Annotated in this window: 18 protein-coding genes; 12 read left to right on the top strand and 6 right to left on the bottom strand. The window is 64.2% G+C overall.

The features are described 5' to 3' along the window. Positions 1–2 precede the first annotated feature (2 nt). On the top strand, positions 3–1,118 hold the full coding sequence (locus tag E4L98_RS25985) for an endo-1,4-beta-xylanase (protein ID WP_135204426.1): 1,116 nt from the start codon (positions 3–5) through the stop codon (positions 1,116–1,118). 44 nt (positions 1,119–1,162) lie between these two features. Here E4L98_RS25985 and E4L98_RS25980 read toward each other — a convergent pair whose 3' ends face one another. The 3 genes from E4L98_RS25980 to E4L98_RS25970 are packed head-to-tail and all read right to left on the bottom strand — an operon-like array spanning position 1,163 to position 6,873. Further along, a complete protein-coding gene (locus E4L98_RS25980; protein ID WP_135204425.1) occupies positions 1,163–4,027 on the bottom strand; it encodes a glycosyl hydrolase 115 family protein in 2,865 nt (954 codons plus the stop codon). Between the two features lie 6 nt (positions 4,028–4,033). Further along, on the bottom strand, positions 4,034–5,680 hold the full coding sequence (locus E4L98_RS25975) for a glycoside hydrolase family 43 protein (protein ID WP_205746832.1): 1,647 nt from the start codon (positions 5,678–5,680) through the stop codon (positions 4,034–4,036). Beyond that, the gene (locus E4L98_RS25970) at positions 5,677–6,873 is read right to left on the bottom strand and encodes an SGNH/GDSL hydrolase family protein (RefSeq protein ID WP_135204452.1); all 1,197 of its coding nucleotides are present in this window, start codon (positions 6,871–6,873) and stop codon (positions 5,677–5,679) included. Before E4L98_RS25970 ends, E4L98_RS25975 begins: the two co-directional genes overlap by 4 nt. Positions 6,874–6,984: 111 nt before the next feature. Here E4L98_RS25970 and E4L98_RS25965 point away from each other — a divergent pair, with 111 nt between their 5' ends. From E4L98_RS25965 to E4L98_RS25925, 9 genes are read left to right on the top strand one after another with little or no spacing between them, the layout of a single operon-like run. Continuing rightward, the gene (locus E4L98_RS25965; protein ID WP_135204424.1) at positions 6,985–8,358 is read left to right on the top strand and encodes an enolase C-terminal domain-like protein; all 1,374 of its coding nucleotides are present in this window, start codon (positions 6,985–6,987) and stop codon (positions 8,356–8,358) included. A gap of 28 nt (positions 8,359–8,386) precedes the next feature. Then, on the top strand, positions 8,387–9,574 hold the full coding sequence (locus tag E4L98_RS30950) for a fumarylacetoacetate hydrolase family protein (RefSeq protein WP_229257582.1): 1,188 nt from the start codon (positions 8,387–8,389) through the stop codon (positions 9,572–9,574). A 57-nt stretch (positions 9,575–9,631) separates the two neighbouring features. Beyond that, positions 9,632–10,399 (top strand): D-xylose 1-dehydrogenase, encoded by a 768-nt coding sequence (gene xylB / locus E4L98_RS30945; RefSeq protein ID WP_135204451.1) that lies wholly within the window; start codon positions 9,632–9,634, stop codon positions 10,397–10,399. Next, complete coding sequence (locus E4L98_RS25950; RefSeq protein ID WP_135204423.1) at positions 10,396–11,277, top strand: SMP-30/gluconolactonase/LRE family protein; 882 nt, start codon at positions 10,396–10,398, stop codon at positions 11,275–11,277. Before xylB ends, E4L98_RS25950 begins: the two co-directional genes overlap by 4 nt. A gap of 9 nt (positions 11,278–11,286) precedes the next feature. Then, the gene (locus E4L98_RS25945; protein ID WP_135204422.1) at positions 11,287–13,062 is read left to right on the top strand and encodes an IlvD/Edd family dehydratase; all 1,776 of its coding nucleotides are present in this window, start codon (positions 11,287–11,289) and stop codon (positions 13,060–13,062) included. Positions 13,063–13,086: 24 nt separating this feature from the next. Beyond that, a complete protein-coding gene (gene xylF, locus E4L98_RS25940) occupies positions 13,087–14,091 on the top strand; it encodes a D-xylose ABC transporter substrate-binding protein (protein ID WP_135204421.1) in 1,005 nt (334 codons plus the stop codon). 9 nt (positions 14,092–14,100) lie between these two features. Then, entirely contained in the window at positions 14,101–15,627 is a 1,527-nt protein-coding gene (gene xylG / locus E4L98_RS25935; protein ID WP_135204420.1) for a D-xylose ABC transporter ATP-binding protein, read from the top strand. Between the two features lie 16 nt (positions 15,628–15,643). Then, positions 15,644–16,786 (top strand): sugar ABC transporter permease, encoded by a 1,143-nt coding sequence (locus tag E4L98_RS25930; RefSeq protein WP_135204419.1) that lies wholly within the window; start codon positions 15,644–15,646, stop codon positions 16,784–16,786. A 30-nt stretch (positions 16,787–16,816) separates the two neighbouring features. Further along, the gene (locus E4L98_RS25925; RefSeq protein ID WP_135204418.1) at positions 16,817–19,201 is read left to right on the top strand and encodes a glycoside hydrolase family 3 N-terminal domain-containing protein; all 2,385 of its coding nucleotides are present in this window, start codon (positions 16,817–16,819) and stop codon (positions 19,199–19,201) included. Positions 19,202–19,249: 48 nt separating this feature from the next. Here E4L98_RS25925 and E4L98_RS25920 read toward each other — a convergent pair whose 3' ends face one another. Beyond that, positions 19,250–19,798: an acyloxyacyl hydrolase gene (locus E4L98_RS25920; protein ID WP_135204417.1), complete on the bottom strand. Its 549-nt coding sequence runs from the start codon at positions 19,796–19,798 to the stop codon at positions 19,250–19,252. Positions 19,799–19,992: 194 nt separating this feature from the next. Here E4L98_RS25920 and E4L98_RS25915 point away from each other — a divergent pair, with 194 nt between their 5' ends. Together E4L98_RS25915 and E4L98_RS25910 are read left to right on the top strand one after the other, a co-directional pair. Next, the gene (locus E4L98_RS25915) at positions 19,993–21,399 is read left to right on the top strand and encodes a hypothetical protein (protein WP_135204416.1); all 1,407 of its coding nucleotides are present in this window, start codon (positions 19,993–19,995) and stop codon (positions 21,397–21,399) included. A 47-nt stretch (positions 21,400–21,446) separates the two neighbouring features. Further along, the gene (locus E4L98_RS25910) at positions 21,447–21,923 is read left to right on the top strand and encodes a VOC family protein (protein ID WP_135204449.1); all 477 of its coding nucleotides are present in this window, start codon (positions 21,447–21,449) and stop codon (positions 21,921–21,923) included. Between the two features lie 10 nt (positions 21,924–21,933). On the opposite strand, the gene E4L98_RS25905 is transcribed toward E4L98_RS25910, so the two are convergent. Next, positions 21,934–22,320: a VOC family protein gene (locus tag E4L98_RS25905; protein ID WP_135204415.1), complete on the bottom strand. Its 387-nt coding sequence runs from the start codon at positions 22,318–22,320 to the stop codon at positions 21,934–21,936. A gap of 76 nt (positions 22,321–22,396) precedes the next feature. Next, positions 22,397–23,098: a hypothetical protein gene (locus E4L98_RS25900; protein ID WP_135204414.1), complete on the bottom strand. Its 702-nt coding sequence runs from the start codon at positions 23,096–23,098 to the stop codon at positions 22,397–22,399. Positions 23,099–23,135 lie beyond the last annotated feature (37 nt).

Genomic DNA, 23,135 nt, shown 5'->3' with positions numbered 1-23,135 from the left:
AAATGACGATTTCCCGCCGCGATATGCTGGTCATGATGGCTGCCGGCGCAGTGCTGCCGCTGCATGCCGCCGAAACGCAGGAGCCCTTGAAGGCGCTGGGCAAACGCAAAGGTCTGCGGGTCGGCAATGCGATCAGCCATGGCGCTTTGCGCGACTCCGGCTACAAGGATTTGATGGTGCGCGAGTGCGACATGCTGGTCGCCGAAAACGAGGGCAAGTGGCAGGCGCTCGAACCGCGTCAGGGGCAATACAACTTCGGTCCGGCCGACGAGCTGTATGCCTGGGCCAAATCGCAGGGCATGACCGTGCGCGGACATAATCTCATCTGGCAGGACGCCAAGTGGCTGCCGAAGTGGGTAAATGAATACGACTTCGGCACTCGGCCGGTGCAGGCGGCGGAGCAACTGCTGCGCAAGCATGTCGCCACGGTGTGCGCACATTTCGGCAGCGCGATCTACAGCTATGACGTGGTGAATGAGGCGGTCGACCCGAAAACGGCGGCGTTGCGCAGCAATGTATTCGCGGAAAAGCTGGGCGCGCTGGAACAGATCGATCTCGCTTTCCGCCTGGCGCACGAGCATGCGCCACAGGCGCAGCTGGTTTATAACGATTACATGCGGCCGGACGAGGGCAGCGCCAAACATCGTGAAGGGGTACTGAAGCTGCTGCACGATTTGAAATCGCGCGGCACGCCGGTGCACGCGCTCGGGCTGCAGAGCCATATCGGTTCATGGGATGAGCTGAGCAGCGACAAGGGTTTGAAGCATCAGCAGGATTGGCGCCGCTTCCTGGATGAGGTGACGGGGATGGGACTGGATCTGCTGGTCACCGAGTTCGATGTCAACGACCGCAAGCTGCCGGCCGACGTGGCGAAACGGGATGCGGGCGTGGCGGCGCTGGCCAAGGATTATCTGGACGTGACGTTCAGCTACCGGCAGTGCAAGGATTTTCTGATGTGGGGCATGGCGGATAACCACACCTGGCTGCAGGGATGGAAGGAAGCGCCCCGTACCGACGGGCAGAAGATGCGGCCGACGCCGTTCGATGAGCAGTATCGCGCCAAGCCGCTGCGCGATGCGATTGCGGCGGCGATCAACGCGATGCCGACGCGTGGCTGATCAGGCCAATGTGTCATTCCCGCTTGCGCCGGAATGACACGGTTTTACTGGCGCGGGCTTTCAGGTGGACCGAGGTAGCTGCTGCGCTGCCCGCCGGTGTTGACCACCAGTTTTTGCAGCACGAGGCCCGCGTCCAGGGCCCAGAACTTCAGGGTATGCCTGCCCGGCTTGTCGATCAGGTGGCGTGAGGTCAGTACCGTCGCGCCATCGGACACCGTGCGTTCCCAGGCTCTTTCGCTGCCGTCCGCGTGCACATTGATGATCTGCGGGGGCTCATCGTCAAACGATATCGCGTAGCGCAGGCCCTCGCCGGGCTGGAACTTCTGCGTCGGCGCCAGCGTGGTCTGGACGTCGAATTTGCCGCTGCTGAACAGCTGCATGTCGTATTCCAGGCGCATGGCCGGCGCCGCATCCGCAGGCGCATCGACCGGCAGCACCGTCATGCCGGACAGGGTGCGGCCATGATCCGGAATCCGCAGCCAGCTGCGCTGGCCGGCCGGCAATGCGCGCGTGAAGTGCTCCGCCTCCATCGCCACCACGCCGCCGGTTTCGATAAAGCCTTTCAGGCCTGCCGCGCCGGCCGGTTTGTGCAGCGGGACTTTTACCGTCGTCCTGACGCCCGCGCCGGATATGGTCAGTGTGGCATGGTCGACGCCATCCGGCACGTCGGCCCAGCGCGCATCGACGATCACGCGCTGCTCCTTGTTCACCATGCCCCTGGGCTTGTCGAGCGTGAGCCATGGCTCGCTGCTGGTCACGGTGTAGTTGAATGGCTGCCGTCCGCGATTGAAGATGTCGATGAAGCGCGGCTGGCGCTCGAAGATATTCAGCGCGGGCAGGGCCAGGGCGTCGCCGCCGGGGCCCGGCCAGACCTGCTCGCTGCCTTCCACCGCCACACCCATGTCGGCCCCCTTCGGCACCTGCATTTCGGTCACCGGCGGCATGACGTTGCGTGGCGGCTGGTTCCAGTAGGTATAGCCGAGGTGAGTCTGCGACATCATGTGATTCCACTTGCCGCCGCTGGTGTCCTCGTGATAGCGGCGCACCAGCTCGGCATCTTCTGCGAACAGGGCGCGCGCACGGGCCGCCATATCGTTGGTCGAGGCCCGTCCCTGCAGGCCATACAGGCGGTTCAAGCCGGCCGTGACATACAGCTCGTTCACCACCGCGCTGGCCTTGACCGGGTACAGCACCAACTGGAAGAAGGCATCGCGCCTTGCCGCCGGCAGTGCCGCCGAGATCTTTTCCGCGCGCGCGACGATGGCCTTGTATTCATCGACGATGCGCGCGGCTTCGTTGTAATTCACCAGGCTATAGGTATTGGGTTCCAGCTGCTCCGGCCTGCGACGGCCGTTGTACTTCGCGTATCTGGCGACGATATCGGCGATGTCGTCCGCATGCTCCGGACCGAATTCGCGCGCAGCCCACAGCTTCAGATAATCCGGCAGACGTTCGGCCGGCCAGGCGGCCGGGTTCCAGGCATAGGTGAGGAAGAATTCGATCGGCACTTCCATCGGCTTCAGGTCGCCGACGTTGACGATCCACATGCGGTCGGCCTTATATTGCCAGGCCAGATGCATCTGCTCCCACACCTTGGGCAGCGGCGTCACATTGATCCATTTGTAGGAGCGCGGACCGCCGACGTAATCGAAGTGGTAATAGATACCCGCGCCACCGGCGCGCTTGCGCTCTTCCGGCGTCGGCAGGCGACGGATGTTGCCCCAGTTGTCGTCGCACCACAGCAGCATCACGTCATCCGGCACGCGCATGCCTTTTTCGTAGTATTCCTGCACTTCCTTGTACAGCGCCCATACCTGCGGCACCTTGGTCACGTCCGGGTTGATCTCTTTGGCGATGATGCCGCGCTGGTCGCTGACAATGTGTTCCAGCAGCGCGACGTTGGCATCGCGCGACATCGGCTCGTCGCCATCGCCGCGCATGCCCAGCGTGATCAGCTTTTCCTGGCCTTGCGAGACGCGCAGACCCTGCGTCCAGAATTCGCGCAGGGCGTCGCCGCTGCGGTTGTAGTCCCACGGCTTGCCGCCGCCATAGCGGCGCCACTCATCGTGGGCGCGCATCATCGGTTCGTGGTGCGAGGTGCCGATCACGACGCCGTATTCGTCGGCGGTCTTGCCGTTCAGCTTATCGTCGTCGTAGAAGGCTTCGCCCCACATGGCCGGCCACAGGTAATTGCCGCGCAGGCGCAGGATCAGCTCAAACACCTTCTCGTAGAACTGGTGATTGAAGCCGCCGTAGCGCTGCTTGACCCAGCCGGTCAGCGCCGGCGCTTCGTCATTCAGAAAGATGCCGCGATACTGTACCACCGGCGCATCGCTGACGGCGGCGCTGGCGGAGGCGTACACGTTACCGTGCTTCGCCGCCGGCACGTCGGCCCACCAGTTCCAGGGCGAGACGCCAATCTGCTCGGACATCTCATAGATGCCGTAGATGGTGCCGCGCTTGTCGCTGCCGGCGATGACCAGCGCGCGCTCGACGCCTGGCAGCGGTTTGCTCAGCGTCTGTACCTGCCAGCCTTCCCATTTGCCCTTGATGGCGGAGACATCCAGCTTGCCGGCCGCCACCAGTTGATCGATCAGCGCGCTTTTTCCCACGGTGCCGATGATGACCACATCGGTGCCGGCCGGCTTGCCGTCCTGGTTCAGCACCGGTTTGGCGGCGCTGACGCGGCCGATGTCGGCCTGCAGATCGCCGGCCGCGCGTATCACGCCGGGATAGTCGTTCGCATCGATATACAGTCGGGCGGCCTGGCCGTTACGGGCCAGCGCGACGGCGTCGGCGGGCGGCTGGTCGAACCAGGCCAGTTTTTTCTGGCCCAGCGCATGGGCGGGCAGGGCGTGGGAAAACAGGGCCAATAGCACGGCCCCGGCGGCGATCAAGCGTTGTCTCATATCGGTTTATTTTTCCACTGGCTGGTAGTCGAACCATGCAAAATCTGCGGCAGGCATGGCTTGCCGCGGTTTGGCGCCTTCGGCGTACATGCCGATGAAGACGCCGGTAAATCCGCCCGCCGCTTCCGACGACAGCGGTGCGGTAGGCAAGGAGCCGACAGGCTTGAACGGCCCGCTGCCGCTGCCAAAACTGAAGACATAATGATCCGGCCACGATTCGACCTGCAGCACCACGGGACCGGCAGGCAGCTCCGCGCTGCCCTTCAGCGTGGTCACACCCTGCACGCGTTCCACCAGCTCCAGCCGGCGCCGCGGCGCGCCGGTGATCCGCAGTTCGTAGTAGTTCTTCTCATTCTGGCGCAGCACCAGGCCGGCCGCTTCGCTTGCGGCAGCCGGCTGGAATTCGAGCTGGGTGGCCGCGCGCATGCGCATGTGTTCCTGCCGGCGCGCGATAAATGCCGGCTGGGCGATGTCGTTCATGGTGACGCTGCTGCCCTTCAGACGCAGATGGCCGGCACACTCGCTGAGTGACCACAGGCCGTCGCCGGGTCCGCGCAGCTGTGTCCAGTGCAGCGCGAGCCTCGGGGCGTCGAATTCGTCGCGCACCGGTTGCGCGGGCCATGGTGCCGCCGGCGGCAGGCCGGCGCCGGACATCTCCAGTGCCAGCGGCTGGCCGCTGTTCACGGTCAGCCAGCCGTCCTTGTTCCAGGCGACTGGCGTCAGCATGGTCTCGCGGCCCAGATGATGTTTCTGCTCCACCGGCCGTATGCCCAGCAGCGGCATCCACCATTTGCCTTCCGGCGTTTGCACCAGATCGCCGTGACCGATGGCTTGCAGCGGCAGCTCGGGATGGCCGCGGTGCGTGATGACGGGATTGCCCGCATAAGCGGTGTATGGTCCCATCGGCGACGGGGAGCGCGCCATGGTCAGGCTGTGGTTATAGGAGGTGCCGCCTTCCGAAATCAGCAGATAGTACTGGCCATCGTGCTTGTACAGATGCGGACCTTCCGGCCACACGCCGCCGGTGCCGGACCAGACGAGGCGCGGCTGTTCCAGCAGCTTGCCGGCCTTGAGGTCGATTTCGGCCTGGTACACGCCACCGTGCTCGCCGCCGCCGTGACGGGTGTAATACACCTTGCCGTCGTCGTCGAAGAACAGCGATGGGTCCATGGCGAAGGCCGGATCGTTCAGCCACACCGGTTCCGACCATTCGCCGGCTGGATCGCGGGTGTGCACGTAGAACGCGCCGCCGCCCTCCATATTGGTGGTGACCATGTAGAACACACCGTCATGGCAGCGCAGCGTCGGTGCGTAGATGCCCTGCGAGCTGCGGGTGTGCGTCAGATTCAGCTGGCTGGCGAGTGTCAGCGCGTGGCCGATCTGGCGCCAGTGCACCAGGTCCTTGCTATGGAAGATGGGTACGCCGGGGAAGTATTCGAAGCTGCTGGTGGCCAGATAATAATCGCCGCCGACGCGGCAGATGCTGGGATCGGCGTGGAAACCGCTCAGCACCGGGTTGCTGTAGCTGGCGGGCTGCTTCGCCTCGGCCGCATGTGCCGGCGCCGCCAGGGAGGTTATACCGACCAGCGCCGAGAATGCCGAAAGTGTCGAAAGTGTCGAAAACGCCGATGCGGCGGTGCGCAGCGACATCATTTGCCGCCTCCGCAGCTTTTGCGCAAAGCCGCCAGCGGCACGGTATCGCCGAGCGCGCGGTAGCCGGCCAGATTGGGATGCAGGCCGTCGTTGTCGTAGACTTTTTTCAGCAGCTTGGGCTGGGCCGGGTCGCGCAGCGCCGCGTCGAAGTCGGCCACCGCGTCGAACACGCCGGAGCCGCGTATCCAGTTGTTCAGCTCCTGCCGGTCCGCCTCGTTTTCAGCGGCGGGGCGATAGTAATCGCTGCCGCTGTAGGGCGTGATGGTGCCGGCGATCAGGCACACGCCATGGGCGTGTGCGCGTTCGGCCAGCTGACGGTAAGCCAGTTTCAGATCGGCCAGCAGTTGCTGGCGGTCGGCCGGCGTATCAGGACCATTGCGGTGCTGGCTGCCCATGTCGTTCACGCCGATCAGCACCAGCGCGTGGGTGACGCCTGCGCGTGACAGCACGTCGCGGTCGAAGCGTGAGGCCAGATTCGGGCCGGTGCCGTCGCGCAGCATGCGGCCGCCGCCAATCCCGGCGTTGACCACGCCCATCGTGTAGTGGTTGTCACGCAGGCGCGCCGCCAGCACGTCCGGCCAGCGGGTGTTGGTGTCGGTGGGGACGCCGTAGCCGTCGGTGATGGAATCGCCGATGGTGACCACGGCGCCGGTGGAACGGGGCGCCCGCACCTCGACATCGCTGAGCGCGTACCAGTGGGCGATCTTGTCGGTGTCGCCCCAGGCGGCGTCCATGACGCGATTGCCCTTGGCAATAAAGCTGTTGCTGCGCGAGCCAGGATGGCCGCTCTGGCGCGCCGGCGCGTCCTTGAAATACATGGAGATCGCCAGGTCCGAGGCCGGTTTCACCGTCATCTGTACCGGATCGCTGTAATACTCGGCGCCCGCGGGAATCATGATGCTGGTGCGGCCGTCGAAGGTCAGCGGATGCAGGGAGCCGGCGGCGATATCGGCATTGCCGGGCGCCGTGGCCAGGCCGACGCTGGCGCCTTCGAGCAATAATGGTGCGGTGCCATATGCATTGCTGATCCGCACCCGCAACTGCTGCCCGCCCAGAGTGAGGCGCACGATCTGGCGCAGGCTGGCGTCGCGCCATTTTTCCGCCGCCAGCTCGTTGTTGGGCTCGACGATCTGTTGCGCCGCACCCCAACTGGCCACCCAGTGGCTCGCCGGTTCGGCGCCGGCGGAACCCATCAAACATACTGCGGCAGCAGCCCCTAAACAGCTACGTAATGCGTGTTGACTTGATCGCATAAATCCTTCACACTCACAAAATGTTAGCGCTATTCATTTTAGGGTAAGAGGATGGTATATGCAACAAAAACGCCGGAAGCAGTCGGTCCGGTGATAACGGAGATGCGGGTGATACCAGTGGCAGGTTACGACAGCATGCTGTTGAATCTGTGCGGCGCCCATGCTCCGTTCTTTACCCGTAATCTGGTGTTGTTGAAAGATAGCGCAGGCAATACCGGCATGGGCGAAGTGCCGGGCGGCGCGGGCATCCTGCGCGCGCTGGAAACCGCCGTACCGCTGGTGGTGGGGACTGCGATCGGCCGCTACAACCGCACGCTGAACAGCATCCGCGCCGCCATCGGCGGCCATCACCAGGTGACTTCGGCCGCCGAGGCGGAAGTGCTGAAGCAGCCGCACGAGATCAATCTGCGTCTGGACAACGTCATCACCGCCGTCGAGGCGGCGCTGCTCGACCTGCTGGGGCAGCACCTGGGCGTGCCCGTCTGCGAACTGCTGGGCGCGGGCCAGCAGCGCGACAGCGTGCCGATGCTGGCCTACCTGTTCTACCTCGGCGAGCGTGAGCGCACCGATCTGCCGTATCTGAGCGGCGAAGGGCAGAGCGGCTGGTATGCCCGCCGCCATCAGGCCGCGATGACGCCGGCCGCCATCGCCGAACTGGCCGAGGCCACGGTGGAAAAATACGGCTTCAAGGATTTCAAGCTGAAGGGCGGCGTGATGCGCGGCGCCGACGAGATGGAAGCTGTCGCCGCCATCAAAGCGCGCTTCCCCGATTCCCGTGTGACGCTGGACCCGAACGGCGCCTGGTCGCTGCGCGAAGCAATCGACCTTTGCCGCGGCCAGGGCCACATCCTGGCTTACGCCGAAGATCCTTGCGGCGCCGAAGACGGCTATTCCGGCCGCGAGATCATGGCCGAATTCCGCCGCGCCACCGGCATCCCCACCGCCACCAACATGATCGCCACCGACTGGCGCCAGATGGCGCACTCCCATCTGCTGGGCGCCGTCGATATTCCGCTGGCCGATCCGCACTTCTGGACCATGCAGGGTTCGGTGCGTCTGGCGCAGCTGTGCGATGACTGGGGACTGACCTGGGGCTCGCACTCGAACAACCACTTTGACGTTTCGCTGGCGATGTTCACCCACGCGGCGGCGGCCGCGCCGGGCCGCATCACCGCCATCGACACGCACTGGATCTGGCAGGAAGGCCAGGAGCGCCTGACGCGCGCACCGCTGCGGATCGCTGGCGGGGCGGTACAGGTGCCACAAGCGCCTGGCCTGGGCATTGAACCGGACATGGACCGCATCGCAGCGGCGCATGCGCTGTACAAGAAGGTGGCCACCACGGCGCGCGACGACGCGGTGGCGATGCGTTATTTAGTACCTGGCTGGACGTATTCTCCGAAAAAACCGAGCCTGGGGCGCTGACCCCAGCTTTACGAGACAAGGAAATCCCGTGAAAAACACTCTCAAGCACGCGCCGCTGGCGGCGCATCTGCCGGCCGACCTGTCGGACGCCCTGCTGGTCGGCCGCGTATGGCGCGCCGGCGACATCAACGGCCCGAGCGTGGTCGTGGTGCGCAATGGCGAAGTCTTCGACATCACCAAACAGATATCCACCGTGGCCGACCTGCTGGACCGCCAGGACGTGGTGGCCTTCGCCAAATCGGCGCAAGGCGAATCGCTGGGCGACGCCGAGGCGCTGATCGAAAATTCGCTGAACGGCACCGCCGGCGCGCCCTACCTGCTGGCGCCGAACGACCTGCAGGCCATCAAGGCCTGCGGCGTGACCTTCGCGGTCAGCCTGCTGGAACGCGTGATCGAAGAACAGGCCGGCGGCAACCCGGCCAAGGCCGACGAGCTGCGCAAGTCGCTGCTGGAAGATATCGGCGCCGACCTGTCGGCCATCAAGCCCGGCTCGCCGGAGGCGGAAAAGCTGAAGCAGCAGTTCATCGCGCGCGGCGCCTGGTCGCAGTACATGGAAGTCGGCATCGGTCCGTACGCCGAGGTGTTCTCCAAATCGCAGCCGATGTCGGCGGTCGGCTTTGGCGCAGACGTGGGTCTGCATCCAGCCTCGAAGTGGAACAACCCGGAACCGGAAGTGGTGCTGGCGGTGAACAGCCGCGCGGAAGTGGTCGGCGCGGCGCTGGGCAACGACGTCAACCTGCGCGACATCGAAGGCCGCAGCGCGCTGCTGCTCGGTAAAGCCAAGGACAACAACGCCTCCTGCGGCATCGGGCCGTTCATCCGCCTGTTTGACGACAAGTTCACGCTGGACACCGTACGCAACGCCGAAATCCGCCTGCTGATCGAAGGCGCGGAAGACGAGTTCCGTCTGGATGGCGAGAGCCGCATGCGCGAAATCAGCCGCGATCCGCTCGACCTGGTGTCGCAGACCGCCGGCGCGCACCACCAGTACCCGGACGGCTTCATGCTTTTCCTGGGCACCATGTTCTCGCCGATCAAGGACCGTGGCGCGCCTGGCGCCGGCTTCACCCACAAGCTGGGCGACCGCGTCACCATCAGCACCCCGTCGCTGGGCGCGCTGGTCAATCACGTACAACTGAGCGACGCGATCACGCCGTGGACTTTCGGCGTACGCGCCCTGTATCGCAATCTGGCGCAGCGCGGACTGCTGGCCTAATCACATAATCAACTGGAGGAATACAAGATGGTGCAATCAACCGGCGGACAGCGACCTTTGGTCTTCGCCACTTATCCGGACCTCGCCGACAAGCGGGTGCTGATCACTGGCGGCGGCACCGGCATCGGCGCCGGCATCGTGGACGCTTTCGTCAAGCAGGGCGCCCAGGTGTTCTTCATCGATATCGTGGTCGATGCCTCGCGCGAACTGGTCGACAGCCTGAAGGGCGGCAAGCACGCGCCGGTGTTCTTCCACTGCGATCTGACCGACCTGGACGCCTTGGCCAAGGTGATGGAACAGATCGAGCGCGATCACGGCGCCATCGAAATCCTGATCAACAACGCCGCCAACGACAACCGCCACCAGGTGCAGGACGTCACCGCCAAGTATTGGGACGACAGCCTGGCCGTCAACCTGCGCCACCAGTTCTTCTGCGCCCAGGCCGTGGCGCCGGGCATGAAGAAAGCTGGCGGCGGCGTGATCCTGAACTTCGGTTCGATCTCCTGGCACCTGGCGCTGCCGGACCTGACCCTGTACATGACCGCCAAGGCGGCCATCGAGGGCCTGACCCGCGGCCTGGCGCGCGATCTGGGCAAGGACGGCATCCGCGTCAATTGCGTCATCCCTGGCTCGGTGCGTACCCCGCGCCAGATGGCGCTGTGGCATACGCCGGAAGGCGAGCAGGAAATCCTCAACGCGCAGTGCCTGCACGAGCGCGTGGAGCCGGAGGACATCGCCGCCATGGCGCTGTTCCTGTCCTCGGATAACGCGCGCCGCTGCTCCGGCCGTGACTATTTCGTCGACGCCGGATGGTATGGAGCATGAATTTGTACCAGCCTGAGTGCATCTGGTCATTGGGCGCGACCCTGGGCGAAGGCCCGGTCTGGCATCCGGAACACAAGGCCCTGTATTTCGTCGACATCAAACAGCGCGCGATTCATCGCTGCGCTGAAGATGGCAGCCGCCGTCAGAGCTGGACGGTGCCGGACGAAGTGGGCTTCGCGCTGCCCATGCACGGTGGTGATTTCGTCTGCGGCCTGCCGGGCCGCATCGCCCGCTTCTCGTTCGAGACCGGCGAGCTGACCACGCTGCAGGAACTGGAAGCGGACCTGCCGGGTAACCGCCTGAACGACGGCTACGTGGACCGCCACGGCGCCCTGTGGTTCGGCTCCATGGACAACGCCGAGGTGGCGACTAGCGGCTCGCTGTACCGCGCCACCGGTGTCATGGCAGGTGCGCCGCTGGAGCGCATGGACAGCGGCTACGTGATCACCAACGGCCCCTGCACCAGCCCCGACGGCCGCACCTTCTACCACACCGACACGCTGGAGAAGACGATCTACGCCTTCGACCTGGACGAGCAGGGCAGGCTGTCCAACAAGCGCGTGCTGGTGCGCATCGAGGACGGCTATCCGGACGGCACGGCGGTGGATGCCGACGGCGCCTTGTGGGTGGGCCTGTTCGCCGGCGGCCGCATCGACCGCTACGCACCATCGGGCCAGCTACTGGACACCATCAACATGCCGTGTTCGAATATCACCAAGGTCGCTTTTGGCGGTGAAGATCTGCGCACCGTATTCGTCACCACGGCCCGCAAGGGTCTGACGGCCGAGGAATTGAGCCGGGAGCCGCTGGCCGGAGGCATTTTCAGCTTCCGCGTGGCCTCGCCGGGACAACTGCAACATCTGTATCTACCTGAATAGGCAAGCATTATGAGCACCCAATCGCGTCGCTACCGCTCGCAGGACTGGTTCGATAATCCGGACCACATCGACATGACCGCGCTGTACCTGGAGCGCTTCATGAATTACGGGATCACGCCGGAGGAACTGCGTTCCGGCCGCCCGATCATCGGCATCGCCCAAAGCGGCAGCGATATCAGCCCGTGCAACCGCATCCACCTGGAGCTGGCCAAGCGCGTGCGCGACGGTATCCGCGACGCCGGCGGCATCGCCATGGAATTCCCGCTGCATCCGATCTTCGAGAACTGCCGCCGTCCCACCGCCGCCATCGACCGCAACCTGGCCTATATGGGCCTGGTCGAGATCCTGCACGGCTACCCGATCGACGCGGTGGTGCTGACCACCGGCTGCGACAAGACCACACCGTCGCAGTTGATGGCCGCCGCCACCGTGGATATCCCGGCCATCGTGCTGTCCGGCGGGCCGATGCTGGACGGCTGGCTCGATGGTGAGCTGGTCGGCTCGGGCGCGGCGATCTGGAAGGGGCGCAAGCAGCTGGCCGCCGGCAAGATCGACAACGAGAAGTTCCTGGAAATCGCCGCCGCCTCGGCGCCGTCGGCGGGTCACTGCAACACCATGGGCACCGCTTCGACCATGAACGCCATCGCCGAGGCGCTGGGCATGTCGCTGACCGGCTGCTCGGCCATTCCCGCGCCTTACCGCGAGCGTGGCCAGATGGCCTACGAAACCGGCAAGCGCATCGTCGAAATGGCCAAGCAGGACATCCGTCCGTCGCAGATCCTGAACCGCGACGCCTTCCTGGACGCGATCGTGGTGAATGCCGCCATCGGCGGTTCGACCAACGCCCAGCAGCACATCGTCGCCATGGCGCGTCACGCCGGCGTCGAGCTGAAATCCAGCGACTGGATGGAGTACGGGCACAAGGTGCCGCTGCTGCTGAACATGCAGCCGTCCGGTAAATTCCTGGGCGAGCGCTTCCATCGCGCCGGCGGCGTGCCGGCCGTGATGTGGGAACTGGAACAGCAGGGCAGACTGCGCTCCGACCGTTTCACCGTCACCGGCAAGACCATGAAGGAAAATCTGGTCGGCCGCGAGACCAACGACCGCGAGGTGATCTACCCGTTCAGCGCGCCGCTGAAGGAGGACGCCGGCTTCTTCGTCCTGAAGGGCAATCTGTTCGACTTCGCCATCATGAAGACCAGCGTGATTTCGCCGGAGTTCCGCCAGCGTTATCTGAGCACGCCTGGCCGTGAAAACATCTTCGAATCGCGCGCCATCGTGTTCGACGGTTCGGGCGACTACCACGAGCGCATCAACGATCCGTCGCTGAACATCGACGAGAACTGCATGCTGGTGATCCGCGGCGCCGGCCCGATCGGCTGGCCGGGGTCGGCGGAGGTGGTGAACATGCAACCGCCGGATGCCCTGATCAAGCGCGGCGTCAACTGGCTGCCGACACTGGGCGACGGCCGTCAGTCCGGCACCTCGGACAGCCCGTCCATCCTCAATGCCTCGCCGGAAAGCGCGGTTGGCGGTGGCCTGGCCTATATCCGCACCGGCGACACCGTGCGCGTGGACCTGAATGAAGGCAGCTGCAATATGCTGATCAGCGACGAGGAACTGGCCAAGCGCAAGGCGGAAGGCATTCCGCCGGTACCGGCCAGCCAGACGCCGTGGCAGGAGATTTACCGCTCCACCACCGGACAGATGGAAACCGGCGCCTGCATGGAGCTGGCGCTCAAGTATCAGGGAGTCGGCGAGAAGCTCGCGCGCCACAATCACTAAAGAATTCGAATCTCAGGAGACAAAATGAAGAAGACTGTAGTTAGCGCCCTTATCGGCGCCACGCTGGCCCTGAGCGCCGGCGCCGCGATGGCCGATGCCAAGAACCCGAAGATCGGTTTCTCGATCGACGACCTGCGCCTGGAACGCTGGGCGCGCGACCGCGAATATTTCACCGCCGAGGCGGAGAAGCTGGGCGCCAAGGTCTACGTGCAATCGGCCGACGCCAGCGAGCAGCGCCAGATTTCGCAGATCGAGAACCTGATCTCGCGCGGCGTGGACGTGCTGGTGATCGTTCCCTACAACGCCACGGTGCTGAACAACGCCGTGCGCGAGGCGAAAAAGGCCAAGATCAAGGTGGTGTCCTACGACCGCCTGATCCTGAACGCCGATATCGACGCCTACATCTCCTTCGACAATGCCAAGGTCGGCGAACTGCAGGCCAGCAGCCTGGTGGCGCTGAAACCGAAAGGCAATTACTACCTGCTGGGCGGCGCGCCGACCGACAACAACGCCAAGGTGCTGCGCGAAGGCCAGATGAAAGTGCTGCAGCCGCTGATCACCAAGGGCGACATCAAGGTGGTGGGCAGCCAGTGGGTCAAGGACTGGAGCGCGTCGGAAGCGCTGTCCATCGTGGAAAACGCGCTGACCGCCAACGGCAACAAGATCGACGCCGTGGTCGCATCGAACGACGCCACCGCCGGCGGCGCCATCCAGGCGCTGGCCGCACAGAAGCTGGCCGGCAAGGTGCCGGTCTCCGGCCAGGATGCCGACCTGGCGGCCGTCAAGCGCGTGATCGCCGGCACCCAGGCCATGACCGTCTACAAGCCGCTGAAACTGATCGCCACCGAAGCGGCGCGCCTGTCCGTCAAGCTGGTGCGCAACGAAGCGCCGGCCTACAACGCCAACTACAACAACGGCATGAAAAACGTCAGCACCATGCTGCTGACGCCTATCGCCCTGACCAAGGCGAACGTGAACGTGCTGGCTGACGACGGCTTCTACAGCAAGGCCCAGCTGACCGCCAACTAAGGAATCCGCATGTCCGAATATCTTCTGGAAATGCGCAACATCGTCAAGGAATTCGGCGGTGTGCGCGCATTGAACGGCATCGACATCAAGTTGAAGCGCGGCGAATGCGCGGGCCTGTGCGGCGAGAACGGCGCCGGCAAGTCGACCCTGATGAAGGTGCTGTCCGCCGTCTACCCGCACGGCACCTGGGATGGCGAAATCATCTGGGACGGCAAGCCGCTGCAGGCGCAGTCCATCCGCGAAACCGAGGCGGCCGGCATCGTCATCATCCACCAGGAACTGATGCTGGTGCCCGAGCTGTCGGTGGCGGAGAATATCTTCCTCGGCAACGAGATCACGCTGCCGGGCGGCCGCATGGATTATGCCGCCATGAACCGCCGCGCCGAGGAGCTGCTGAAAGAGCTGAACATCAACGATGTCAACGTGGTGCTGCCGGTGAAGCAGTACGGCGGCGGCCATCAGCAGCTGATCGAGATCGCCAAGGCGCTGAACAAGAACGCGCGCCTGCTGATCCTCGACGAGCCTTCGTCCTCGCTGACCGCTAACGAGATCAAGGTGCTGCTGAATATCATCCATTCGCTGAAGGCCAAGGGCGTCACCTGCGTCTACATCTCGCACAAACTGGACGAAGTGGCGGACATCTGCGACACCATCATCACCATCCGCGACGGCCAGCACATCGCTACCACGCCGATGTCGGAGATGAATATCGACCGCATCATCGCGCAGATGGTGGGCCGCGAGATGACCCAGTTGTATCCGCAGCGCGAACACACGCCGGGCGAGGTGATCTTCGAAGCCCGCAACGTGACCTGCTACGACGTCGACAATCCCGAGCGCAAGCGCGTGGACGACATCTCGTTCAAGCTGCGCCGGGGCGAGATCCTCGGCATCGCCGGCCTGGTCGGGGCGGGGCGCACCGAACTGGTGTCGGCCATCTTCGGCGCGTATCCCGGCGATTATCAGGCCGAGGTCTGGTACAACGGCCAGAAGCTGGATACCGGCTCGCCGATGAAATCCATCCGCAACGGCCTGGCGATGGTGCCGGAAGACCGCAAGCACCACGGCATCGTGCCCGACCTGGGCGTCGGCTACAACATGACGCTGTCGGTGCTGAAGGATTTTTCGCGCGCCACCCGCATCGACCAGGAGGCCGAACTGGCCACCATTCGCCAGGAGATCAAGGCCGTCAAGCTGAAGACCTCCAGCCCGTTCCTGCCGATCACCGGCCTGTCCGGCGGTAACCAGCAAAAGGCGGTGCTGTCCAAGATGCTGCTGACCAAACCGAAAATCCTGATCCTGGACGAACCGACCCGCGGCGTGGACGTCGGCGCCAAGTTCGAGATCTACCAGCTGATGTTCGATCTGGCCAAGCAGGGCATGTCCATCATCATGGTGTCGTCGGAGCTGGCAGAAGTGCTGGGCATTTCGGACCGCGTGCTGGTGATCGGCGAGGGCAAGCTGCGCGGCGATTTCGTCAACGATAACCTGAGCCAGGAAACCGTGCTGGCTGCCGCGCTGGATCAGGCGCATTGAACTCATTGGATGACTTATGAAGAGTAACAACATCAAACAGCTGTTCACGCAGTACAAAATGCTCGCGCTGCTGATCGCGGTGGCCATCATCTGGGGCTTCTTCAGCTATCACACCGAGGGCGGCTTCATCACCCCACGCAACCTGTCCAACCTGATGCGCCAGATGGCCATCACCGGCATCGTCGCCTGCGGCATGTCGCTGGTGATCATTGCCGGCGAGATCGACCTGTCGGTCGGCTCGCTGCTTGGCCTGCTGGGCGGCGTGGCGGCGGTGCTCGATGTCACGCACCACCTGCCGCTGCCGGCCACGCTGGCCGTGGTGCTGGCGGTGGGCCTGGTGATCGGCCTGTTCAACGGCTACCTGACCGCCTACCTGGGCATCCCTTCGTTCATCGTCGGTCTGGGCGGCATGCTCGCCTATCGCGGCATCGTGCTGGGCGTGACCGGCGGCACCACCATCGCGCCGGTGTCGGACGACATGGTCTACCTCGGCCAGGGCTATCTGTCGCCGACGCTGGGCATCGCGCTGGGCGTGCTGCTGTTCGTGGTGGCGATCTACCTGATCTTCCAGCAGCGCCGCAGCCGCGCCGCGCACGCGCTGGACGTGGCGCCGGTGTGGCGCGACGCCGCCAAGCTGGCCATCATCGGCGTGGTGCTGGCCGCGTTCATCATTACCTTCAACGATTACGAAGGTATCCCGCTGCCGGTGCTGCTGTTGCTGGCGCTGCTGGGTATCTTCAGCTACGTGACCACCCAGACCGTGTTCGGCCGCCGCGTGTATTCGGTCGGCTCGAACATGGAAGCCACCCGCCTGTCGGGCATCAACGTCAAGTCGATCAAGCTGTGGATCTTCGGCATCATGGGCCTGATGTGCGCCTTGGCTGGCCTGATCAACACCGCACGTCTGGCGGCGGGTTCGCCGTCGGCCGGTACCTCCGGCGAGCTGGATGCGATCGCGGCCTGCTTCATCGGCGGCACCTCGATGCGTGGCGGTTCGGGCACCGTGCACGGCGCCCTGATTGGCGCGCTGGTCATGGCCTCGCTGGACAACGGCATGTCGATGCTGGACGTGGATACCTACTGGCAGATGATCGTCAAGGGCGCGATTCTGACCCTGGCCGTCTGGGTGGACGTCAGCACCCGCGCCGGCAAGCGTTAAACACCAAAAAAATCACTAGGAGACAAACGCATGAGCAACAACCGCAGGCAGTTCCTCACTTCCATGACCGGCCTGGCCGGACTCTCGGTGCTGCAGGCGCCGACCGCGCTGGCCGCCGCCGCGCAGGCGCCGTACAAGGACGCCGCGCTGCCGGTCGAGAAGCGCGTCGACGATCTGTTGGGCCGCATGACGCTGGAAGAGAAAATCGCGCAGATGCAGTGCACCTGGCAGGCCAAGACCGAGATCCAGGACGCCAAGGGCGAATTCTCGGCGGCCAAGGCGCAGAAGGTGTATCCGCATGGCCTGGGCATGATTGCCCGTCCGTCGGACCGCCAGCTGGGCCAGGCGGCCGGCGCCGGCGACACCGGCGGCGTCAAGAACCGCAATGCGCACGACACGGCGGTGTACATCAACGCGGTGCAGAAATGGGCGGTCGAACAGACCCGCCTGGGCATTCCGTTGTTCATGCACGAGGAATCGCTGCACGGTTACGTGGCGCCGGACGCCACCTGCTTCCCGCAGGCGATCGGTATCGCTTCCTCGTTCGATCCTGAACTGACCACCAAAATCTTCAGCGTGGCGGCGCGCGAGATGCGTGCGCGTGGCGCCAACCTGGCGCTGGCGCCGGTGGTGGACGTGGCGCGCGAACCGCGCTGGGGTCGTATCGAAGAGACTTACGGTGAAGACCCCCACCTGTGCGGCGAGATGGGCAAGGCGGCGATCCGTGGCTTCGCCGGCGACAATCCCAAGCTGGCCAAGGACAAGGTATTCGTCACGCTGAAGCATATGACCGGCCACGGCCAGCCGGAGAGCGGCACCAACATCGGTCCTGCGGAGGTCAGCGAGCGCACGCTGCGCGAGGAATTCTTCCCGCCGTTCGAGAAGGCGATCAAGGAAACCAACGTCGGCTGCGTCATGCCGTCGTATAACGAGATCGGCGGCGTACCCTCGCACGCCAATCACTGGCTGCTGCACAAGGTGCTGCGCGAAGAGTGGGGCTTCAAGGGCATCACCGTGTCGGACTACTTCGGCATCAATGAGCTGATCACCCGCCACAAGCTGGTGGCAACGCCGAAAGAAGCGGCATTCCGCGCCATCAAGGCGGGTGTCGATGTCGAGACGCCGGACGGCCTGGCCTACAAGGAATTGGGCGCGCTGGTGAAGGAAGGCCGCGTCTCGGAGGCGGAAATCAATGACGTGGTGCGCCGCATCCTGACCATGAAGTTCCAGTCCGGCCTGTTCGAGAGCCCGTACGTGGATGCCAAAGTGGCCGACAGCCTGACCGCGACGCCGGACGCCGTGGCGCTGGCGCGCCTGGCCGCGACCCGCACGCCGGTGCTGCTGAAGAACGACAAGGGCCTGCTGCCGCTGGATGGCAAGAAGGTCGGCAAGCTGCTGTTGATCGGCACCCATGCCAAGGACACGCCGATCGGCGGCTACTCCGACCATCCGCGCCACATCGTCTCGATCCATGACGGCCTGGCTGCGGAAGCCAAGGCGCAGGGCTTCCAGCTGTCCTACTCGGAAGGCGTGCGCATCACCGAGGAACGCATCTGGGGCGCGGACGAAATCAAGTTCACCAAGCCCGAAGTCAACGCCAAACTGATCGCCGCCGCCGTGGAAGCGGCCAAATCGGCCGACACCATCGTCATGGTCCTGGGCGACAACGAGCAGACCAGCCGCGAAGCCTGGGCCGACAACCACCTGGGCGACCGCGACAGCCTGGACCTGATCGGCCAGCAGAACGACCTGGCCGCGCAGATTTTCGCGCTGGGCAAACCGACCGTGGTGTTCCTGCTGAACGGCCGCCCGCTGTCGATCAACCTGCTGGCGGAGAAGGCCGACGCCATCATCGAAGGCTGGTACATGGGCCAGGAAACCGGCTATGCCGCCGCCGACCTGCTGTTCGGCCGCGCCAACCCGGGTGGCAAGCTGCCGGTGTCGATCGCGCGCAGCGTCGGCCAGCTGCCGATCTTCTACAACCATAAGCCTTCGGCTCGCCGCGGCTACATCGATGGCTCGACCAAGCCGCTGTATCCGTTCGGCTTCGGTTTGAGCTACACGACGTTTGCGATCTCGGCGCCGCGTCTGGCCAAAGCGAATATCGCAGTGGGCGAGTCGACCAAGGTGGAAGTGGATGTGGCGAATACCGGCAAGCGCGCCGGCGATGAAGTGGTGCAGATCTACATCCGCGACGATGTGAGTTCGGTGACCCGGCCGGTGCTGGAACTGAAAGCCTTCCAGCGCGTGACGCTGCAACCGGGCGAGAAGCGTACGCTGAGCTTCGACATCAAGCCGTCGGACCTGTGGTTCTACAATACCGACATGCAGCGTGTGGTGGAACCGGGCAGCTTTACCATCCACGCCGGCCCGGATAGCGCCAACCTCAAGTCCGTCAAGCTGATGGTGGGTTGACGCTCGGAGAATACAGGACCAGCCGCAATGGCTGGTCCTCGATGCTGCTTAGTAGCGGTAAGCGGCGCGGACCACGAACAGGTTCACGCCGCCGTTAGGATGCTTGATGCCGCCGTTCGAGTAGTGCTGCAGGCGCACGCCCAGATCCCACTTGTTGGACATCACATAGCCGAAGCCCACGTGGTCGGCGAATTCGAACGCGGTCGACAGGTGGCGGTCGGTATTCTGGTACACGCTGGAGAACAGCGCGGCGCCGATACCGGCGTCGGCGTACAGGCCCAGCTTGTTGTCAGCTTCCCAGCGGAACACCGGGGTGATGCCGACCACGCCCAGATTCTTGTGATTACCCGAGACACCCAGCCAGTCGTTGGCGCGCCAGTAGGCGACGTTGGCATCCCAGTAGCCCGACAGGTGGTAACCGCTGGTCGGGAACCAGTTCTTGTTCCAATCCTTTTGTGCCGACAGGCGCACCATCTGCATGCTCTCGCCACCGCCGGCTTCCAGCGAAACCGAATCAACCAGGCCGGTGCCGGCATGGCTGGATTGTGCGAGCGACAGCGCGGCAACGGCGACCAGGGAGCTGAGGAGTTTTTTCATTTGTGATTCAACCTTTATTCTGAATAATATTTTGCGATAGGGTAGTGGATAGCACCTTACCCCGATCAGGTAACAGATTGTATACGGAAGCGGCAAAGTTCGCCGGAGAGCTAAAGGGAGAGCCAGGGGCGGAAATTTAATATCGGTAAAGATTTTGTCGCTACTGTTGGTGGTAATTAACTCGAAATCACCCCATGACCGCCATTTCTTCTGTCAGCAGCAGGCCACTTGCAGTCGTGCCGATTTGGCCGGAGCGCCGCCCGGACGATGCATTGATTGCAAGCGATGGCGTCATGCCGCAAGCGGCGGTTTCCTCTTCCCCCGCCGGCCTGGCCAGCCTGCAACCGCCGCTGTTGAACGCGCTGAGCTGGAAGACCCGTTCGAGCGATGCGCTCACGTCCCTCATGACCGTCAACTTCGGCGCCAGTACCTTGCTGGATCGCTTGCAGGGGCTGGGCGCCGCGGCGCTGCAGCGCTTCGGTAGCGAGGCGGGCGATTTTTCGCAAGCGGTCTCGCGGTTGAATTCGGGCGGCGGCCAGAGCGCATACCAGGTAGCGCTGAAGATCAGATTGGCCGATGGCGTCGACGTCAGCGTGGGGATGGACAGCAAGGGCGACAGCCTGGCGTTGCAGATCAAGAGCAGCGGTCAGCTCAGCGCCGCCGACCGCCACGCCGTGACCGGTATGGCGACCGCCTTCCAGAACGCCATCGACGGCATGACGCGCTCGTCCGGGCTCGATTTCAGCGGCCTGCTCGACCTCGATCCGGCGCTGGTGGCGTCGATTGATCTGCAGACGAAATACACTTTTCAGGGCCGGGAGGTGCAAAGCCAGGAATTCCATGCCGATCAAAGCGCGCGTTCGTTCAGCAGCGTGGGGCAGGATGGCAGCATCAAGCTTGGCATCGATCTGCGCCAACTGGCGGCCATGGGCAATGCGCGGCAGCGCCAGACGGGCGTGCAGGCATATTTGAAGCAGTTCGATGAAGCGGGCGTCCGCGGCCATGCCCATGCGGCGACGCTGGCCAGCTTCAAGGACGCGTTCTCGCAGATGATCGGAGCATCGTCCACCACTGCCGCCGACCAGCGCGCGACCCCACTGTCCGAGGACGATCTTGCCCTATTGAGCGGGGTGCCGGATTTCAGCGCATCGATCAGCGACACCCCGGTGTCGTCCAACCCGATGCGGCTGGAAGAAACCGATACGTTTTCCTATCGGGTCGAGCAGGGCACCAGCATCAGCGCCCATGGCCAGGGCAACCGTGCGATTTCGCAGCGCCGGCATGCGCATCTGGAGGCGAGTTTTCATGAATCGCTGCGGGCGGGGATGCCGCTGGCGCTGGACAATAGCCGCCAGTCGCAAAACTATGCGTACAAGCGGGTCAGCGAAGACGCGGTCAGCGACACGGAAATCCGCCACGACAACGGCCTGATGACGAGCGCCGCGACCGGACAAACCGTCAGCCGCTCCACGCAGGAATGGAAATATCTGATGGGCGTGCTGACCGGGCAAACTACGACGCCGGAGACCAGTACGGTCAAGCGCGACCTGCTCAAGGAGCTTCTGCCGAAAGGTGCGCGGGCCGCCAGAGCTGCATTGTAAAATCCACGACTACAGCCCGTCCGGGCGGCGATCAGAGGAGAGAGATGATGGCTAACAAAAACACGATCTGCCTGTGGTACGAAAAAGATGCGGAAGAAGCGGCGAATTTCTACGCCAGCGTGTTTCCCGACAGTGCGGTGAGGTCCGTGCACCGCGCGCCCGGCGATTTTCCGGGCGGGAAGGAAGGCCAGGTGCTGACGGTGGAATTCACGGTGCTGGGCATCCCCTGCATGGGACTGAACGGCGGCCCGGTGTTCAAGCACAGCGAGGCGTTCTCGTTCCAGGTCGCCACCGACGACCAGGAAGAAACCGACCGCTACTGGAACGCCATCGTCGGCAACGGCGGCAAGGAAAGCGAATGCGGCTGGTGCAAGGACAAGTGGGGCCTGTCGTGGCAGATCACACCGCGCGTGCTGACCGACGCCATGGCGCAGGGCGGCGAGGTGGCGCAGCGCGCCTTCCGGGCCATGATGACCATGGGGAAAATCGACGTCGCCAAAATCGAAGCCGCCGTGCGCGGCTAGGATATCCGGGTCACTGGCCGGCTGGCGGCTGCCACAGTTCGACCTTGTTGCCCTCGGGGTCGATCACCCAGCCGAATTTGCCGTAATCGGAATCGTCGGTCTTGTCGAGCACCTCGCATCCCTCGTCGCGCAGGGCCTGGAGCAGGGCGTCCAGGTCGGCGACGCGGTAATTGATCATGAACGAAGCGCGGCCCGGCGCGAAATGGGCGCTGTCGGCCGCGCTGATGCACCAGGCCGTGGTGCCGCCCACCGGTTTGCCGGTATCGTCCGACCAGTCGAACGCGGCGCCGCCCCACACCTGCACGTCGATGCCCAGATGCTGTTTGTACCAGGCGCGCAGCGCCGCCGGATCCTGCGCGTAGAAGAACACACCGCCGATTCCCGTTACCCGTTTCATGTCTGCCTCCCTGTCTTGATCCACACACTGTAGCATGCAAAATCGTGCTCAGGCCGGGCAACGTGAGAGTTTATGTTCAAGCGTTCAGCAGCGCGTAGCCGAGTCCCGAAACGGCCACCGCCATACCCCCGATCAGCGGCACGAAGACGCCGGCCAGACCGCCCCAGGTGGCGCGTTCCACCCGCCCGAGTGTGGCAAGGTCGTAGGCGATCGCCAGGATGACGAGCAGCAACATGCCGGCCATGGCAAATATCGGCGCCATCCCGAGGCCCAGTCCGACCACCGGCCAGAAGGCGAAACGGGCGAAAGCCGGTCCGATGATGGACAGGGAAGCGAAGAAGATCAGGCGGTGATGCGCCGGCGGACGATGGCGGCGTTTCACCGCCGCCGCCAGCAGGATCGCAAAGGACAGCAGGCTGGTGAAATTCGCCCAGATAAACATGTTTTCCGGGTCGCTTGCGGAGCTGAGCTGAAGTGCCAGGCGCAGATTCACCCACGCGCCGCTGACGATGACGGCGACGATCACCGGCAACGTCAGCCAGGCCAGACGCCGATGCCATGCGCGCCGGCGCCCAGACATCAGCAGGCCCTGAATCACGACCACGGCGAACCACAGCGTCAGGGCGATGCCGTGCAGTTGCAGCAGCAGCGGCAAAGGACGCGGCACGAACAGCCCGCGCAGATAAAAGGTGCGGGCGAAGCCGGCCAGTACGATGCACAGCAGGGCCAGGTGCGCAAACAGAAAAAACGTGGTTTCTTTCGAGCGTGGCCCCATCATGACTCCCTCGTGCTTGCGGAGTGTGCATTATACGGCG

The organism is Duganella callida, assembly GCF_004614165.1.
GTDB classification, from domain to species: domain Bacteria; phylum Pseudomonadota; class Gammaproteobacteria; order Burkholderiales; family Burkholderiaceae_D; genus Rugamonas; species Rugamonas callida.
Note: the sequence above shows the minus strand (reverse complement) of the source record. Positions and strands in the feature narration are given on the sequence as shown.

What these genes read in the sequence shown, in the direction of transcription:
- E4L98_RS25985 (WP_135204426.1), top strand. Translation starts at nt 3, where the DNA reads ATGACGATTTCCCGCCGCGATATGCTGGTCATGATGGCTGCCGGCGCA.
- E4L98_RS25980 (WP_135204425.1), bottom strand. Translation starts at nt 4,027, where the DNA reads ATGAGACAACGCTTGATCGCCGCCGGGGCCGTGCTATTGGCCCTGTTT.
- E4L98_RS25975 (WP_205746832.1), bottom strand. Translation starts at nt 5,680, where the DNA reads ATGATGTCGCTGCGCACCGCCGCATCGGCGTTTTCGACACTTTCGACA.
- E4L98_RS25970 (WP_135204452.1), bottom strand. Translation starts at nt 6,873, where the DNA reads ATGGGTTCCGCCGGCGCCGAACCGGCGAGCCACTGGGTGGCCAGTTGG.
- E4L98_RS25965 (WP_135204424.1), top strand. Translation starts at nt 6,985, where the DNA reads ATGGTATATGCAACAAAAACGCCGGAAGCAGTCGGTCCGGTGATAACG.
- E4L98_RS25950 (WP_135204423.1), top strand. Translation starts at nt 10,396, where the DNA reads ATGAATTTGTACCAGCCTGAGTGCATCTGGTCATTGGGCGCGACCCTG.
- E4L98_RS25945 (WP_135204422.1), top strand. Translation starts at nt 11,287, where the DNA reads ATGAGCACCCAATCGCGTCGCTACCGCTCGCAGGACTGGTTCGATAAT.
- xylF (WP_135204421.1), top strand. Translation starts at nt 13,087, where the DNA reads ATGAAGAAGACTGTAGTTAGCGCCCTTATCGGCGCCACGCTGGCCCTG.
- xylG (WP_135204420.1), top strand. Translation starts at nt 14,101, where the DNA reads ATGTCCGAATATCTTCTGGAAATGCGCAACATCGTCAAGGAATTCGGC.
- E4L98_RS25930 (WP_135204419.1), top strand. Translation starts at nt 15,644, where the DNA reads ATGAAGAGTAACAACATCAAACAGCTGTTCACGCAGTACAAAATGCTC.
- E4L98_RS25925 (WP_135204418.1), top strand. Translation starts at nt 16,817, where the DNA reads ATGAGCAACAACCGCAGGCAGTTCCTCACTTCCATGACCGGCCTGGCC.
- E4L98_RS25920 (WP_135204417.1), bottom strand. Translation starts at nt 19,798, where the DNA reads ATGAAAAAACTCCTCAGCTCCCTGGTCGCCGTTGCCGCGCTGTCGCTC.
- E4L98_RS25915 (WP_135204416.1), top strand. Translation starts at nt 19,993, where the DNA reads ATGACCGCCATTTCTTCTGTCAGCAGCAGGCCACTTGCAGTCGTGCCG.
- E4L98_RS25910 (WP_135204449.1), top strand. Translation starts at nt 21,447, where the DNA reads ATGGCTAACAAAAACACGATCTGCCTGTGGTACGAAAAAGATGCGGAA.
- E4L98_RS25905 (WP_135204415.1), bottom strand. Translation starts at nt 22,320, where the DNA reads ATGAAACGGGTAACGGGAATCGGCGGTGTGTTCTTCTACGCGCAGGAT.
- E4L98_RS25900 (WP_135204414.1), bottom strand. Translation starts at nt 23,098, where the DNA reads ATGATGGGGCCACGCTCGAAAGAAACCACGTTTTTTCTGTTTGCGCAC.